Raw genomic sequence first — 16881 nt, 5'->3', positions numbered from 1 at the left:
AAAATAAAGAGGCTGCTTTGTTCTATATATTATATGATATAGAATGAGTTTATTTTCCAAGGAAAGAGCTATACATCCATACTTCTTTTTCCTGTTCTGTAATATAATCGCTCATTAAAGAGTTTGTTCCTTCGTCACCTGCTTCGTCTGTAATGTCCAGTAATTCTCTTTGAAGCTCGATAATCTTTTTGAAAGAAGCAAGAATGTCTTCAACACATTTACGGCCATCACTTACTTCATTGCTCTCTTTAATAGATGAATTTTTAATATAGAATGAATAATTATGCTGTGGTTGTGCACCTAGTGTAAGGATTCTTTCTGCAATTTCATCAATCTTTAATATAAGGCTGTTGTAAAGTTCTTCGAATTTTGGATGAAGCGTGAAGAATAAATCACCTTTTATATTCCAGTGCGCTCCACGTGTATTCTGATAAAATATTGAATAGTTAGACAATAAAACATTTAGTTTTTCAGCAATGTTCCTGCAATCTTCTGCTTTTAGTCCTATTAAATTAGAATTTTTCATTTGTATTATATTATTAATGTTAATATTTCGATATACAAATTTAATAAATAAAAACTATTGATTTATTTTATATTGATAGATTAAATCTAACTCAAAGATAAGTATTAAAAGTTGCAGTGGATGATTATGAAAAAGTGTGTTAAATACTTTTAATGATTCTGTAATATTATGTTCATCGTCTTAATAGGAGAGGAGCGTTATTTTTGCCGTCATATAAAAACACTAATCACAAAATATTTATAATGAAGAAATTCACATTACTATTTCCTCTTATTTCATTGTTGTTATCATTTTCATGTAGTGATAATAATAATGAGTCATTTGAATCTTCTCAAAAGGTGGCAGAAAAGTACCAGACCAAAAATGTTGTTCTGCTTGTAGTAGACGGTCCGCGTATCTCCGAGACCTGGGAGGCTGCCAATAAAGAGAATATTCCGAATAGGGTAAATCTTTTACAGCAAGGGGTTTTTATCAGTGACTTTAAAAATAATGGTACAACCAATACTAACCCGGGTCATAGCGCAATGTGTAGTGGAGTCTATGAGTCCATACAAAATAATGGAAAAGAGCTGCCAGGGTTTCCGTCAATAATGCAGCAATGGCTGAAGTATACCGGAGCGGACAAGACTAAAGCCTGGGTTATAGCATCTAAAGACAAACTTGAAGTTCTGAATAATTGTAAGCTTGATGGCTGGAAAGATAAGTTTCAGCCCAGCGCAGACTGTGGTATCAGCGGTAATGGATCCAACTATCGTGATGATGCTGTAACTGTAGCGAATACAAAAGAGGTAATGAAAAAGTATAGTCCTAATATTATTGTTATAAATCTGAAAGATGTAGATTCTTATGGACATAATAATAATTGGAAAGAATATATTAAGGCTATAAAAACAACAGATGCTTCAATTAAAGAAATATGGGACTATATCCAGTCTTTGCCTTCATATAAAGATAAGACTACATTAATTGTAAGTAACGATCACGGAAGGCACATTGATAGCAAAGGTGGATTCCAGAATCATGGCGATGATTGTGTAGGTTGCAGACATATTGAATTTTTTGCAATGGGGCCGGATTTTAAAAAGAATGCTACCATTAATACGGGTAGTTATGAACAAATAGATATTGCAAATACGATTGCAGAACTTCTGCAGTTTCCGCTGCAATATTCAAAAGGAAAAGTAATAAAAGATGTATTTAAATAAGTGAAGAAATAATGAGCATTAGAATTGTAATGATATGGTTTACAAATTTTAATACTGATTTTTCTGCACGAAATAAAAACATAATTGTTTGTAAATCAAAAAATAATTTATATTTTTGCATCCTCAAATAAAAAATAATAAAGCAATTACATGCCTACTATTCAACAATTAGTTAGAAAAGGAAGAGCCACGCTTACTAAGAAGAGTAAATCGGCTGCTTTGGAATCATGTCCACAAAGAAGAGGCGTATGTACGAGAGTATATACAACCACGCCTAAGAAACCTAACTCAGCTTTGAGAAAAGTTGCGAGAGTTAGACTTTCTAATGGTAAAGAGGTTAACGCCTACATCCCGGGAGAAGGACATAATCTTCAAGAGCACTCGATAGTATTGGTAAGAGGCGGAAGGGTGAAAGACCTACCGGGAGTTAGATATCACATTGTACGTGGTGCTTTAGATACTGCGGGAGTTAACGGAAGACTTCAGAGAAGATCTAAGTACGGAGCTAAGAGACCTAAACCAGGACAAGCGCCTGCAGCTACAGGTAAGAAAAAGTAATCATTAAATTAGGAACAGTACAATGAGAAAGACAAAAGCTAAAAAAAGACCTTTGCTACCAGATCCAAAGTTTAATGATCAATTGGTAACAAGATTTGTAAATAACCTGATGTTAGACGGTAAGAAGTCTATCGCTTTCAGAATTTTCTATGATGCATTAGAAATCGTTGAAAAGAAGAAAGAAGATCAGGAAAAAACTTCCCTTGAAATTTGGAAAGATGCGTTAACTAACGTAATGCCACACGTAGAGGTAAGATCTAGAAGAGTTGGAGGAGCTAACTTCCAAATTCCAATGCCTATCCGTGCAGATAGAAAAATCTCTATGGCAATGAAGTGGTTAATTAAGTATGCTACTGCCAGAAATGATAAGTCTATGGCTCAGAAATTAGCTGCAGAGATTGTTGCTGCTGCTAAAGAAGAAGGTGCTGCTGTTAAGAAAAAGACAGATACGCACAAAATGGCTGAGGCTAACAAAGCATTCTCACACTTTAAATTTTAATTTGTAAGATGAGTAGAGATCTTAAATACACAAGAAATATTGGTATCGCTGCACACATCGATGCTGGTAAAACTACTACAACTGAGCGTATCCTTTTCTATACAGGAAAAACTCACAAGATTGGTGAAGTTCACGAAGGTGCTTCTACCATGGACTGGATGGAGCAGGAAGCTGAAAGAGGTATTACCATTACTTCTGCTGCTACAACTTGTAGCTGGAACTTCCCTACAGACCAAGGTAAATCTTTACCAGAAACTAAAGGATACCACTTCAACATCATCGATACACCGGGACACGTTGACTTCACAGTAGAAGTAAACCGTTCTTTAAGAGTATTGGATGGTTTAGTATTCTTATTCTCTGCAGTAGACGGAGTAGAGCCTCAGTCAGAAACCAACTGGAGACTTGCTGACAACTACAAAGTTGCTAGAATGGGATTCGTAAACAAAATGGACAGACAAGGTGCTGACTTCCTTAACGTGGTAAACCAGGTTAAAGAAATGTTAGGATCTAATGCAGTTCCAATTGTATTACCTATCGGTGCTGAAGAGGACTTCAAAGGTGTTGTAGACCTTATTAAGAACAGAGCGATCGTATGGGATGAGGCTGGACAAGGTGCTACTTTCGAAGTAGTTCCAATTCCTGAGGATATGAAAGCTGAAGTTCTTGAATACAGAGAGAAATTAGTTGAAGCTGTTGCTGACTATGATGAGACTTTGATGGAGAAATTCTTCGAAGATCCAGATTCAATCTCTGAGGACGAAATCAACGAAGCTTTAAGAAAAGCTACAATTGATCTTTCTATTATCCCAATGACTTGTGGATCATCTTTCAAAAATAAAGGTGTTCAGTTCATGCTGGATGCTGTATGTAAATATCTTCCTTCTCCAATGGACAAAGACGATATCAAAGGTACAGACCCAAGAACTGATGAAGAAATTACAAGAAAACCAGACGTTAAAGAACCATTTGCAGCTTTAGCATTTAAAATTGCTACTGACCCATTCGTAGGTCGTTTAGCATTCTTCAGAGCTTACTCTGGTAGACTAGATGCAGGTTCTTATGTTCTTAACACAAGATCTGGTAACAAAGAAAGAATTTCAAGAATCTATCAGATGCACGCTAACAAGCAAAACCCTGTTGAGTATATCGAGGCAGGAGATATTGGTGCAGCTGTAGGTTTCAAGGATATTAAAACTGGTGATACTCTATCTGATGAAAAGAACCCTATCGTTCTTGAATCTATGATCTTCCCAGATCCGGTAATCGGTATCGCTGTTGAGCCTAAAACTAAAGCAGACCAGGATAAACTTGGTAACGCATTAGCTAAGCTTGCTGAAGAAGATCCAACTTTCCAGGTTAAAACTGATGAGGCTTCTGGCCAAACAATTATCTCTGGTATGGGTGAGCTTCACTTAGATATCATTGTAGACCGTCTAAGAAGAGAATTCAAAGTTGAAGTTAACCAAGGTCAGCCTCAGGTTGAGTACAAAGAATCTCTTACTGCTACTGCTAACCACAGAGAAGTTTACAAAAAACAAACTGGTGGTCGTGGTAAATTCGCAGATATCGTATTCGAAATCGGTCCTGCTGAAGAAGGTAAGTTAGGTCTTGAATTCATCAACGAAATTAAAGGTGGTAACATTCCAAGAGAATTTGTTCCTTCTGTAGAAAAAGGTTTCAAAGAGGCTATGAAAAATGGTCCTTTAGCTGGATTCGAAATTGAAGGTATCAAAGTAACTCTTAAGGATGGATCTTTCCACCCGGTTGACTCCGATCAGTTATCTTTCGAATTGGCTGCGAAGCTAGGTTTCAAAGAAGCTGGTAGAGCTGCTAAGCCTGTAATCATGGAACCTATTATGAAACTTGAAGTTGTAACTCCTGAGGAGTACATGGGGGACATCGTAGGTGACCTTAACAGAAGAAGAGGTACAGTAAACGGTATGGATGACAGAAATAACGCTAAAGTTATCAAAGCATTCGTTCCATTATCAGAAATGTTCGGTTATGTAACTTCATTAAGAACATTATCTTCTGGTAGAGCTACTTCTTCTATGGAATTTGAGAAATACGAACCAGCTCCAAGCAATGTTGCTGAGGATGTAATCGCAAAAGCTAGAGGTTAATTTTAAATTAGATTAAAAATGTCACAACGAATCAGAATAAAGCTAAAATCTTACGATTACAACTTAGTTGATAAATCTGCTGAGAAAATCGTAAAAACAGTAAAGGCTACAGGGGCTATCGTAAACGGGCCAATCCCTTTACCAACAAATAAAAGAATCTTCACTGTGTTGAGATCTCCACACGTAAACAAGAAATCAAGAGAACAGTTCCAACTTTCTGCTCACAAGAGATTGATGGATATCTACTCTTCTTCTTCTAAAACTGTGGATGCTCTAATGAAGTTAGAACTTCCTAGCGGTGTAGACGTAGAAATTAAAGTGTGATAACGTGCATACTTTGCCGTGATAATAGAAACACCACATTCGAAAGAATGTGGTGTTTTTTTACGCATTTCTGTACCAAGAGATTTTATAATTCATATATGAGCATAGCTGGAAGACTATGACCTTTTACTCTTTTTTAAAATATCTCTTTTTGTTGTATTCCTTCTTATAATTTTCTATTTCGGTCTTTTCATTAAACTGTATAACGAGATCTTTTTGTTTTGTCTTAGTCACTTCGCCATCACTTCCATCTTCAGAATCTTTTTCTTCTTTTTCCATATCCTCAATTGTACCGGAATAATTGAGCTCGATTTTATTACCAATACGGTAGACTAAGCCCTTTACCGAATCTTTTATTGCCGGAATTATAAAAGGAACAGTATTCAATCTGGATGTTGTATCAATGCAAACTGTTTCATTGTTGTTTTTGCCATCCTTACTGGTTATAGAATATACATCACATTGTTTGGAGTTTATAGTTTCTTTCTTGTTTGTTCTTTTTACCAGAAGAGTATTTTTAAAATCTGTTAAGTCAAGATCCGGATCGTTATTATTTTTATACTTGTTCCTGTCAAAAGTTTCTTCAACATCAATTTTAAAAACTTTCCCATCATCTGAATATACCGCATAAAAATGGTTATTTACATTTAAGGAAGCAGTGTTTCCCATGGGGGTTGCTACGACAAAGAGATTAGCTGAATAATCCGATGTTGAAAAAATATTTAGAAAATTGGAGTAAAAATCGTCTTTAATCCTGTATGAAACTGCATTCTCCAGTTTATATGTTTGCATCTGTGAGAAAGCCAACAAAGAAATAAATGAAAATAATAAGCCGAATGTCTTTTTCATATTTGTTTTTTATGTGGTGAAAGTAGCGAAAAGCCTGAATATCTAATATGCTTTGGAGCAGATAAACTGCTAAAATCACTGTTTTCAGGGATTAAATATCAAAACTTATGACTGTTAATTAGTTGAAGAGTAGTACTTTTGATAGAATAAAACAAATAACCATAAACTATGAAAACAGCATACTCTAAAAAATTAGGGCTGTCCGTACTTTCATTTCTGGGTATTGCAATACATGCTCAGCATATTTATCCTCCACAAAAAGAGCTTTGGAATCCCGATAAATTGGGTAACAAAAGAGCAGTTGTAAAATTTGAGGGAAAATCTAAAGTTGCAAAAGCTGTAATTCCGTGGAGAAATCCCGAAGTAAAAGACGGACAACGGATTTTAGTAGTAGACAGTACCTCGCAGAAACAATACGAAGTAAATGCTTATCTCAATATCAACAGAGAACAGGGAGAAGTTCTTTTCGACCCTGTTTCCGGAAAAGGGACATACTATATTTATTATCTTCCTTATGAGTTGAAGGCTAGTGAAAATTACCCGCAGGCTGTTTATCTTAAAAAAACAGTTCCTGGTACTTCAGATGTAAAGGGAAGTGAGGTAGCAAAGTTTATGCGGATAGATGCTGTAGACAGATTTAACGAGAACAATCCTATGGAAGTTCTGGCGTCAAAAGCAGAGATAGATCAGTATCTGAAAAAACATGCAAATGATGCCTATCTGATATTCCCGGAATCCAGAGAGAATCCGGTAAAGATGAATGAACTTCCGCAGATATGGGTAGATCCTAAGAGGGATAATAGCAAATTTACCGGAAATACTGACAAAGGAGAATTTTATGCTTTTCAGTTGGGTGTACTGGCAAAAGCTACGGAACTGAAAAATGTAAAAGTTACTGCAACAGATTTAGTTTCCTCTGCTGGTAAAATAAATTCCTCGCTTTTTACTTCCATCAATATAGATGGTACCAGCTATGAAGGAAAACCTCTGAAATTTGCCGTAAATGTGGCACCAGGTAATATTCAGTCCATTTGGTGTGGATTTGATATTCCTACTGATGTCCCTGCCGGGACTTACAAAGCTGTTGTAACTATTCAGCCGGAGAATGCACCAGCACAAAATATTCCGGTAGAAATTAGTATCTCCGGTTCTATTGCAAAGCACAAAGGTTATGATGAACCCTGGAAGATGACGCGCCTTCCGTGGCTTAATTCTACCATGGCACAAGAGAATACGGTAATCAAACCTTATACACCATTAGTATATAATACAACCAATCGTGAAATTTCTCTGTTAGGAAGAAAGGTAATTCTTTCGCCGGATGGGCTTCCTGCAAAAATACAGACATTCTTTACTCAGGAGATGACGGAAATCTCCACAAAGGCCAATGAGGTATTGGCTTCGCCAGTTAAATTTAATATAGTAAATGCTAACGGAACCCCCGAGAAGCTTGGTCAGGCAGAATTTAAGCTGGTCAAAAAAGAAGAAGGATTGTACAGCTGGTATTCGAAAAGCCAGGGACAGAACCTGAAAATGGAAATAGAAGGATCCCTGGAGTTTGATGGCTTTATGGAATATAAAGTAAAAGTAACTGCGCTGAACGATGTAGAACTAAAGGATATCTCTATGCAAATTCCGTTTTCATCTTATGCATCCAAGTATCTAATGGGGTTAGGCGAGAAAGGAGGTAACCGTCCTGAAAATTTCTCTTGGAAATGGGATGTAGCAAAAAAGAATCAGGATGGAGCCTGGTTAGGTAATGTAAATGCCGGGCTGCAGTTTAGTCTTCGGGATGAAAAATACTCACGCCCGCTGAATACTAATTTCTATTTACAAAAGCCTTTGATACTTCCGGGTTCATGGGGAAATAATAACATGGGCGGAATTAATATTACAGAAGACAAATCCGGAGTAATTGTTAATAATTACAGCGGAAGCCGAAACCTGAAAAAAGGGGAGGAGTTGTATTATAACTTCCATTTACTCATCACGCCTTTCCATACTATAAATACAGAATGGCAATGGGAAAACAGATTTTACCATAAATATGTTCCGATAGAAAAAGCCAAAGAAAGTGGTGCCAACGTAATCAATATTCACCATGGAACTGATATAAATCCATATATCAATTACCCCTTCATTGCTACAAAAGAAATGAAAGATTATATCAGCAAGGCACACCAGAGCGGACTGAAGGTTAAAATCTACAATACCATCCGTGAGGTTTCCAATAGAATGTACGAGCTATATCCTGTAAGAAGTCTGGGACACGAAGTTTTTTCTGCCGGGAAAGGAGGTGGTTATTCGTGGCTGCAAGAACATCTTCACAACGATTATATTGCAGCATGGTATGTTCCGGAGTTTAAAGATGCAGCTATTATCAATAGTGGTATGAACCGTTGGCATAATTACTACGTAGAAGGTATGAACTGGTTGGTTGATAATATTGGTATTGATGGAATTTATCTGGATGATGTAGCTTTCGACAGGGTTACAATGAAGCGTGTAAAAAAAGTGATGACTAAAAACGGACATCCGGGTATTATAGATCTGCATTCTGCCAATCAGTTTAATGATAAAGACGGTTTCAACAATAGTGCTAATCTTTATATGGAACATTTCCCGTATCTGAACAGATTATGGTTTGGGGAGTATTTCGATTATGAGAAGAATAAACCGGATTTCTTCCTTACAGAAGTTAGTGGTATTCCTTTCGGTTTAATGGGAGAGATGTTACAGAATGACGGAAACCAATGGAGAGGAATGATCTTCGGGATGACAAACAGGTTGGGCTGGTCGGATAAAAGTAATCCAACCCATCTGTGGAAGGTTTGGGATAATTTCGGAATTAAAGGATCTAAAATGATAGGCTACTGGGTAGATAATAATCCGGTAAAAACAGACAATAAAGAAGTTCTGGCAACAGTTTATAAGAAAGATAACAAAGTGATGGTAGCATTGGCAAGCTGGGCTTCCGGTGATACCTCTGTAAAACTAAATATAGACTGGAAGAAACTGGGAATTAATCCTAAGAAAGCTGTAATAAAAGCACAGGCAATTGAAGGCTTCCAGGAAGCTAAAACGTTTAGTATAAACGATGCTATTCCGGTTGCTCAAAATAAAGGCTGGCTATTGGTTATTGAATAAATAATATGACCAAATAAATTAGAAACCTTACAGAAACAAAATCTGTAAGGTTTTTATTTTTTACAGAATAGCTATATTTGCCATTGCAAATGAGAAGCTTAAAGATAATATTATTAGGGATCATACTTTTTGTTTTAGGATCCTGTGCAACAAAATATGGTATGCAGTTAGAGAACGGAGATCTTTTACTGGTTTCGGCCAATGGCAGTACACTATCAGGTGCTATAGACCGGGTGACTCAGACAGATAAATCAACACACTATTCCCATATCGGAATGTTAGAAAAAGAAGGTAAAAACTATTGGGTTTTGCATGCCGGTACCCGGAACGGATCCGAAAGGGTTCCTTTGGACCACTTCCTTCGGGACGAACAGAATGATAATAACCATGTAGATGTATACCGCCTGAGAACAGCGTATCGTAAGAGTATTCCCAATGCTATTAACGTTGCTAAAAATTGGCTGGGAAGACCATACAATTATAGTTATATACTTTCTGATGATCAATTATATTGTTCCGATTTTGTTCACAGAAGTTTTGCCAGAGATTCTATTTTTCAGTTAGAGCCAATGACCTTTGTCAATCCTAAAACCGGTAAAACCGATATTGCATGGGAAGCTTTTTATAAAAAACAAAACCTGGAAGTACCGGAAGGTAAGCCAGGATGTAACCCCAATGGGATGGCGGCTTCGCCTAAAATAAAATTTCTTGGGAAAATAAGAGAGCAGAAGTAATTCATAAATATAAATAAACATGGCGCTAAGATTCTTAGCGCCATGTTTATTTATAGAGGTATTTTGATTACTTGCTCATGTAATAATCAAAATACAGACAATTAGTCTCTAAAGCTTTTACCGTAGAAGTGTTATTGTAATTCTTTTTCAGTTCGGCAAAATAGGTTCGGAATTTCTGATTCTTTGTTGTTAGCAACATATTATCAAACTTCTTCATTTTAGCATCATAATCCTTATCACTGTAGGAGGTGTTCGAATTTTGTGCTGCTTCCCACTGATAGTATTTTCCTTGCTCAGCCTGTGCCATTTGGAAGAGAATATTGGCTTTGTCCTCTTTATTTGGAGACTGTTGTAAAGCTTTCTGGAAATAGCCGATAGCAATATCGAAATTATCGGGCTCTACATAGTGAGCGTCCAGAAAGTTCTTATAATAGAAGTGGAAAGGCTGACCTTTGGAATTGTCAAAATGAAACTTCTGACCGTTAGCATTATCAACATCCATTACAAAAATATGGCGGTAATATCCTAAAATGGAAGTATTATACATAAGATTACCGATCAGACGATTGGCCATTTTAGCTTTGTCACTATTCCCTTCACCAATCTTTTTTAATTGTATAAGAGCCTCGGTCAGCTGCATCTTATTCATATTTTTGGTAAGGAAAGGGAAAGCCGAAGTATCTTCTGCGATCATGGTTTCATTTGGAGCACTTTCATAGCTTACCCATTTATTTATTCCGAATACCAATGATGGAATATTGTTATATCCGTCGTATGCCCCCGATTTATAAACAACCAGGCTAGGATGATAATTTCCCTTATCATCATATATGGCTTCAGTTCTTGGAATACCTTTGAAGTTTTTTGACTTTTGGTAGAAAGAGAGCGCTTTCTGAAAATCACCTGTACGCATGGCACGGTCTCCATAGATAATATTAAAGAAAGAATCTACATCACCAACATTGTCAAAGCTTTTGGTGATATATTTTTCAAGCGCTGTTTTATTTGGCTTTTTATAGAATGCTTGAACTTTAGCTACCAGATCCGAATTAGGGTTATATTGCAGATCGGAAAGTTTATTATTCAGCAGGAAAGATTTAGCATCCTGATGTTCCATGAAGTAACGGTTGGCCAGTATATCTATGATGAAATCTCTGGTCTGCATATGTTTCCATGCATACCTGTCATCTGTATTTTGATTTTCTTTAAAGACCTCACTGTATTTTGTAAGCAGGCTGTTTTCGAATTCCGGAGTTATCTTCTTCTGAGAAAGGATATCATTCAGCATTTTCATCTTTGTAATCTGCTGTTGATATTCGGGGTTAGTAGCAGATATTTTATTCAGGATAGCAACGCTCGATGCATAATCACTTTGTAAAAACTTCAGATAAGCAATTGAAATATCCCAGAACGCTTTGTCCTGGCTTTTTGCTTTGGCATTTTGCAAAGTTTTATCTAGTGCTGCTACAAAGTTTCCGCCTCCTTTGTCCTGATAAGAATATGTTGAACCATAGAACGGAAGTTTGTTAGTTTTATACTGGCAGTTAAGATCGTAACAATAAATATTCGTTGGCAGATAATTTCGTTCCAGTTGATTGATGCCTCTTACTGCAAGAACTTTCAGGATTTCCGAATCAGCATTGTTGGCGATCATTTTATCCATAATAGGTACAGGATTGTTGTACTCGTTATAAGCCAAAAGGAAATAGGCCATGTTCTTTTCTTCAGGAGTCTTAGCTCTTGCCAGTAAACTTTTGAAATCGTTGGCTTCTGTAAGCTTCAATGAAGAATAAACAGATTCTTTATTGGTTTTTCTATGAATAAATACCTGAAAGAAATCCCAGTTAGCTTCATCCTTTTTCTTTAATCCTCTTAGTGCACCCGCTTTTTGATCAAGTGCATCCCAATAGATTGCATTTTTCAACTTCAAAGGTGCAGCGTAGGTATTAAATGCCTTAACCGCTTCATCAAATTTTAAATTATAGTGATTAAATCTTACAAGCTGATAGGCATATCTTAGTTTTATATCTGCTCCTTTAGCTGCATTATAACCATCCAGTAAAGATTTTACCGTAGCAGTATAGTTCAGATCCGATGCATTACGCTGCCCTTCTGAGTGTGAGGAATAAAAAGAATCTTTACTCGGAACATATTTTACAAACATATAAGGCTCCAGTTCCTTCGCTTTTGTCAGGTAATCTAGTCCGTCCCTGTATTTGGTATAGAAATCTTTTCCCAGTTTTTTTGAAAGCTGGTGTGTAAGATCTCCTTTTTTCCAGTTTTGCATATGCTTCAGCCCAACTACCTTCACCAGAGCATTGGTTTCTTCATAAGACAGCTGATTGTTGAAGTATTTCTCCCAGTCTTTTATATTTTCATCTTCTGCTTTCAGTTTGCTTTCCGGTTCGTAATATGCATAGTCATAAGACAACAAAAATGGGAAGTATTCAGGACGCTGAATAATCTCTTGCCCAAACAGATTGAAGTAAATACCATCTGTGTCTGAATCGGCGCATGCAGAAGCCTGATTGTACATCAGAAAACATAGTGCAACGGAAGTTAATATCTTTTTCATAATTGGTTTTTAGTATTGATAGTGTAAAAATCGTGAATCTAAATGATAATAAATAATGTTGTAGTTATTTAATTTTTTGTCCAGGAAGCCTTTTACCAGATCCAGATCCTTTTGAGAGATTTCTTCTACTTTGATCTGAAAGCCTTTACTAAGATAAAAACCTTCATAAAAATGATCTTCTTCAACCTGGTAAACATGTTCAGCTACTTTCTTAAACTTTGGATCAGCTTTCAGGTTTTCTTCTGATACGGCATTTATGAGTTTATGTTTTCCCAAATGATTTGTCACAATTCCCCATGAATAAATAGGCAAAGCAATATCCAGTTTCAGGGAATACTCATCTATACCGGATAAATAATTCTTCAGCGTTGAAACATCCAGAATCGAGTTTTCCGGTTTATCTTCCAGAGGAGAAGAGGTAGAGTAGCACATCAGATAGCCTTTGCTTACAGGCGGAATGCCGGTATTCTTTTTGTCCTTCACCTGATGAAGGCGTATGGTACATGAAATATCTTTTCCCGAAACCTGTTTTAGCTTTTTCAGAAAAGCAAAATAATCGGCCTTAGTTCCGGCTGTCCAGTCGCTGTCAATCTGAATTTCGTTAATGGTATTAAAAGCATTTTCTTTGCTGACTCTTTGGATGAACTCGTTAGTCTTTGCTGCAAGAAAGTCTAGTTCTTCAGGTGTTATATTTTCCCACACCCTGTTCATAATAAAAACAACAGGAACTATCTTTTGCTGAATACTTTGCTTAGATGTCAGAATCCCTACGGGTTGAAAGCGTCCGTTAACTTTGTCAATATCAAAATATCGGGTGTACAATATCGGAGTACTGGCTTTTTCCAAAGCCTGTTTTTCTGTCTGATTGAGTTCGAAATTAGTTCTCCAGTAGTAGAAAGTATATGGATGTATTTTTTCTCCTTTTTTGCAAGACCATGTAAATACGGATATTAATAACAGGAGAAGTAAACTTTTTTTCATATTCAAAGGTATTGAATTATTATAAGTATTCCGGGCCTGTAATTCAGTTTATCATAAATAAGAAAACCGGATAAAAAAAGAAGGCGGCCTTATACAGACCGCCTTTATAGTTATGATTATACTGTTTATTACTTTACAGGAGTTATAGTAAATTGATAATTATAATCCTGATAATTTAGTCGATAGGCTTCCATCGGTAAAGCCCCCCAACTATCTATACATCCTAAGCCCATTTGTTGCAAATCTATACTCAGTACGGTATATGGTCTTGGCTTCAATGATCCTGAATGAGATTGTTTCTTTGCAATACCATCATCAAGGTCTCCGTCTAAGAATGGCCTTGCTGTAAAATTGAGAGAAGCACCACTGCTAAATTTAAGACCGGTTCCGTTAGAAGAAGTTAGTGTGAACCAACGCACATCCGACTTGTTACCACTCTCTTGCGGCCTTACATACAGATGAACCTGATCTTTCACAGTACTTTGATAAAGACCTATAAATGTACTTTCTTTTCTGTCCTGATAATTTTCACCCGGACCACGGCCGTACCAGTTGACTTGTTCATAAGATTCTGGAAGTACCAACTGCATACCGAATTTAGGAAGCATAGGTATTTTGGCAGTTAGTTCCTGATGTTTCATAGTCTGAGTAACATCTATCTGGCCAGAGTCAGCAACTCTATATACAATATTCAATACTGCATTTACATAAGGCAGGTTGTAGGTAGCTGTTATTTTGGTCGTCTTGCCCTCATTTTCCGAAAGAAGGGATGTTAATTCATATTCGTAGCTGGCGCGTTTCCAGTTTTGTAACTTTTGCTGAAGTCCGGCTCCAAAGTCATTATCTGTTGGCGGTCGCCAGAAATTTGGCTTCAGGGCAAATCCTTTCTCCATGAAGTCAGTGCCATTAATTATATAATGATGTATCAATCCGTCTTTACGATCAAATTGAATTGAAATGCCATTTCCGGATAAGGTAATGTTATCAGGATTGCTTTTTAGTTGCAGAGTTCCGGTTTGGGAACCCGAAGTCATTTTATTGTCTGGCTGAGATGATTTGATGAGAATCTGATCTTTGGCAATCTCCCAATCGGCATTAACAAGTCCGTCTTTCTTCTTGGTTTTATAATATACATTCAGAAAATATTCTTTATCATCCGAAGGAATAGTATAAGGAATAGCCAGGTTAGTGCTTTGTAGAGGAGCTACTTTTAGATCATTAATACGACCTGCTCTTATAGGCTTGCCATCTGCAATTACTTCCCATTGCATATAGACATCGCTAAGATCTCTGAATAGGAATTCGTTAAATATTTTTACTTTTCCTTTAGCTGCATCAGTATTTGTAGTGTGAATACTCTGGTATAGTTGCTTTACTTCCAGCATGTGTGGATGCAGACTGCGATCGGCAGCAATAAGTCCATTACTGTTGAAGTTATTGTCACTAGGCATATTGAATCCATAGTCTCCGCCATAGGTATAAATAGAATCACCCTTAGGTGTGATCTCCAGAAAAGCTTGATCTACAAAATCCCAGATATTGCCACCCTGCATTTTAGGGTAATTAGCACGAATGGTATCCCAATAGTCTTTGAAACCACCAAGAGAATTTCCCATAGCATGTGCATACTCTGTTTGTATAAAAGGTTTTGGAGATTTAGTTTCCTTTACATGGCGCACCATATCTTCAGGCGATACATACATAGGGCAATAGATATCTGTAGCACCCATATTGGCACGCTCGTATTGTACCGGACGGGATGCGTCTCTGTTTTTAACCCACTGATAAGCTTTTTCAAAGTTTTCACCCATACCGGCTTCATTACCCAGAGACCAAATGATTACAGAAGGATTATTTTTATCCCGCTCTACCATACGCTGATTTCTTTCCAGGTGTTGGTTATACCATTCTGGCTTCTTGGCCAGCGTTTCTTCTCCATAGCCCATACCATGAGTTTCCAGATTGGCTTCATCTATTACATACATTCCATAGCGGTCACATAATTCGTACCAATAAGGATCGTTGGGATAATGGCTGGTACGTACTGTATTGATGTTATTTTCCTTCATAATCCGGATGTCCTGCTCCATTCTTTCTTTCGAAACAACATATCCTGTTTCAGGATCCATTTCATGTCGGTTGACTCCTTTTATTAATGGTGCTTTTCCGTTGATGAGTAAAACTCCGTTTTTGATTTCTACCTTACGGAATCCTGTTTTCTGTGGAATAACTTCCAGCAGCTTTCCGGAAGCATCTTGCAACGAAACCAAAACTGTATACAGATTCGGAATCTCGGCTGACCATAGTTCCGGACGGTTAACAGGGACTTTTATATTTTTAAGTGCTGTGGGATTATCTACCGGAATTTTTGTTGTTCCAACAGTCTTACCTTGCTGGTCTTTTAATTCTATATTGGCGGAATAACCTTTTATTGGTATATTTTTATGATTAGAAAGATTTAGATCGACATTTAAAATGCCATTTTTATAGTTTTTGTCTAAATCTCCGGTAATTTGTAAATCTCTGATATGAACAGGTTCGCGCGCATAAAGCCAGGTATCGCGAGTGACACCGGAAAGCCTCCACATATCCTGGCATTCCATATACGTACCATCGCTCCAACGGTATAGCTGAAAGGCAATAACGTTTTTCTGGCCAGGTTTGATGTATTTGGTAATATTGAATTCAGCAGGCAGCTTACTGTCTTCACTGTAGCCAACCCACTGTCCGTTTACCCATAGATACATACAGGAGCGTACAGCTCCAAACTGAATATAAATATCCTTACCATCCCAGTTCTTATCTACTACAATCTCCCTACGGTAAGACCCTACGGGATTATAATTCTGCGGAACATGTGGTGGATTAGGCTTCATAAGGTAATCGAACTCGTAGCGCTGATTGACATAAATAGGCGTTCCATAGCCATTGAGTTCCCATACTGCCGGGATATTTAGACTTTGCCATTGGCTGTCATTATAATCTGTTTTCCAGAAACCTTTTGGCTTTTTGGCAGGAGCATCTGCCCAATTAAATTTCCAGGCACCATTAAGAGACTGATAGTTGGATACTTTCCAGGGATTGCTTTCCCTAGCCTCATTTGCTGAGGAGTAAGCAAAATAGCTGGCGCGCATAGGTTCCCTATTTACTGCATTGACTGTAGGATCCGACATATAAGATTCGGAAGCTTCCTGACTATACAGCAATGCACCAAATAGCATTGCTACACAGCAATAAAATGTTTTGTGTTTGATCATCTTGGTATTAGTTTATGCTTGTGTATATCTGTTTGTAAGCAGATAACGACCTCTAAGATAATGAATTATAATGATTATTATTTATAAACTATATGAATAC

The 16881-nt window shown here is 37.1% G+C and carries 12 protein-coding genes; 7 read left to right on the top strand and 5 right to left on the bottom strand.

All coding sequences use genetic code 11. The annotated features are described in order from the left end of the window. Positions 1-49: 49 nt before the first annotated feature. Positions 50-526: a Dps family protein gene (locus C8J95_RS00575; RefSeq protein ID WP_107807173.1), complete on the bottom strand. Its 477-nt coding sequence runs from the start codon at positions 524-526 to the stop codon at positions 50-52. A 242-nt stretch (positions 527-768) separates the two neighbouring features. On the opposite strand from C8J95_RS00575, the gene C8J95_RS00570 reads away from it, so the two are divergent. From C8J95_RS00570 to rpsJ, 5 genes are all read left to right on the top strand, one after another. After that, complete coding sequence (locus C8J95_RS00570; RefSeq protein ID WP_107807172.1) at positions 769-1731, top strand: alkaline phosphatase family protein; 963 nt, start codon at positions 769-771, stop codon at positions 1729-1731. Between the two features lie 150 nt (positions 1732-1881). Next, positions 1882-2289 (top strand): 30S ribosomal protein S12, encoded by a 408-nt coding sequence (gene rpsL, locus C8J95_RS00565; protein WP_009087380.1) that lies wholly within the window; start codon positions 1882-1884, stop codon positions 2287-2289. A 22-nt stretch (positions 2290-2311) separates the two neighbouring features. Further along, a complete protein-coding gene (rpsG, locus tag C8J95_RS00560) occupies positions 2312-2788 on the top strand; it encodes a 30S ribosomal protein S7 (protein WP_034871612.1) in 477 nt (158 codons plus the stop codon). 8 nt (positions 2789-2796) lie between these two features. After that, complete coding sequence (gene fusA, locus C8J95_RS00555; RefSeq protein WP_059155913.1) at positions 2797-4914, top strand: elongation factor G; 2118 nt, start codon at positions 2797-2799, stop codon at positions 4912-4914. A gap of 18 nt (positions 4915-4932) precedes the next feature. Then, positions 4933-5238, top strand: coding sequence for a 30S ribosomal protein S10 (gene rpsJ, locus C8J95_RS00550; RefSeq protein ID WP_009087374.1), 306 nt, complete (start codon positions 4933-4935; stop codon positions 5236-5238). Between the two features lie 126 nt (positions 5239-5364). Here the strand turns inward: rpsJ and C8J95_RS00545 are convergent, their stop codons facing one another. Then, the gene (locus C8J95_RS00545) at positions 5365-6087 is read right to left on the bottom strand and encodes a hypothetical protein (RefSeq protein WP_107807171.1); all 723 of its coding nucleotides are present in this window, start codon (positions 6085-6087) and stop codon (positions 5365-5367) included. A 168-nt stretch (positions 6088-6255) separates the two neighbouring features. Here C8J95_RS00545 and C8J95_RS00540 point away from each other — a divergent pair, with 168 nt between their 5' ends. Both C8J95_RS00540 and C8J95_RS00535 read left to right on the top strand, forming a co-directional pair. After that, complete coding sequence (locus C8J95_RS00540; RefSeq protein WP_107807170.1) at positions 6256-9234, top strand: glycoside hydrolase domain-containing protein; 2979 nt, start codon at positions 6256-6258, stop codon at positions 9232-9234. Between the two features lie 161 nt (positions 9235-9395). Then, complete coding sequence (locus C8J95_RS00535) at positions 9396-9968, top strand: YiiX/YebB-like N1pC/P60 family cysteine hydrolase (protein WP_107807580.1); 573 nt, start codon at positions 9396-9398, stop codon at positions 9966-9968. A 67-nt stretch (positions 9969-10035) separates the two neighbouring features. Here the strand turns inward: C8J95_RS00535 and C8J95_RS00530 are convergent, their stop codons facing one another. From C8J95_RS00530 to C8J95_RS00520, 3 genes are all read right to left on the bottom strand, one after another. Then, the gene (locus C8J95_RS00530; RefSeq protein WP_107807169.1) at positions 10036-12543 is read right to left on the bottom strand and encodes a hypothetical protein; all 2508 of its coding nucleotides are present in this window, start codon (positions 12541-12543) and stop codon (positions 10036-10038) included. A gap of 9 nt (positions 12544-12552) precedes the next feature. Beyond that, positions 12553-13524 carry a hypothetical protein gene (locus C8J95_RS00525; RefSeq protein ID WP_107807168.1) on the bottom strand — a complete coding sequence of 324 codons (972 nt, stop codon included), beginning with the start codon at positions 13522-13524 and terminating at the stop codon, positions 12553-12555. Between the two features lie 128 nt (positions 13525-13652). Beyond that, complete coding sequence (locus C8J95_RS00520; protein ID WP_255412687.1) at positions 13653-16781, bottom strand: glycoside hydrolase family 2 TIM barrel-domain containing protein; 3129 nt, start codon at positions 16779-16781, stop codon at positions 13653-13655. Between the last annotated feature and the right edge of the window lie 100 nt (positions 16782-16881).

Origin of the sequence: Elizabethkingia sp. YR214, assembly GCF_003058195.1 — a bacterium.
Classification (GTDB): domain Bacteria; phylum Bacteroidota; class Bacteroidia; order Flavobacteriales; family Weeksellaceae; genus Elizabethkingia.
Note: the sequence above shows the minus strand (reverse complement) of the source record. Positions and strands in the feature narration are given on the sequence as shown.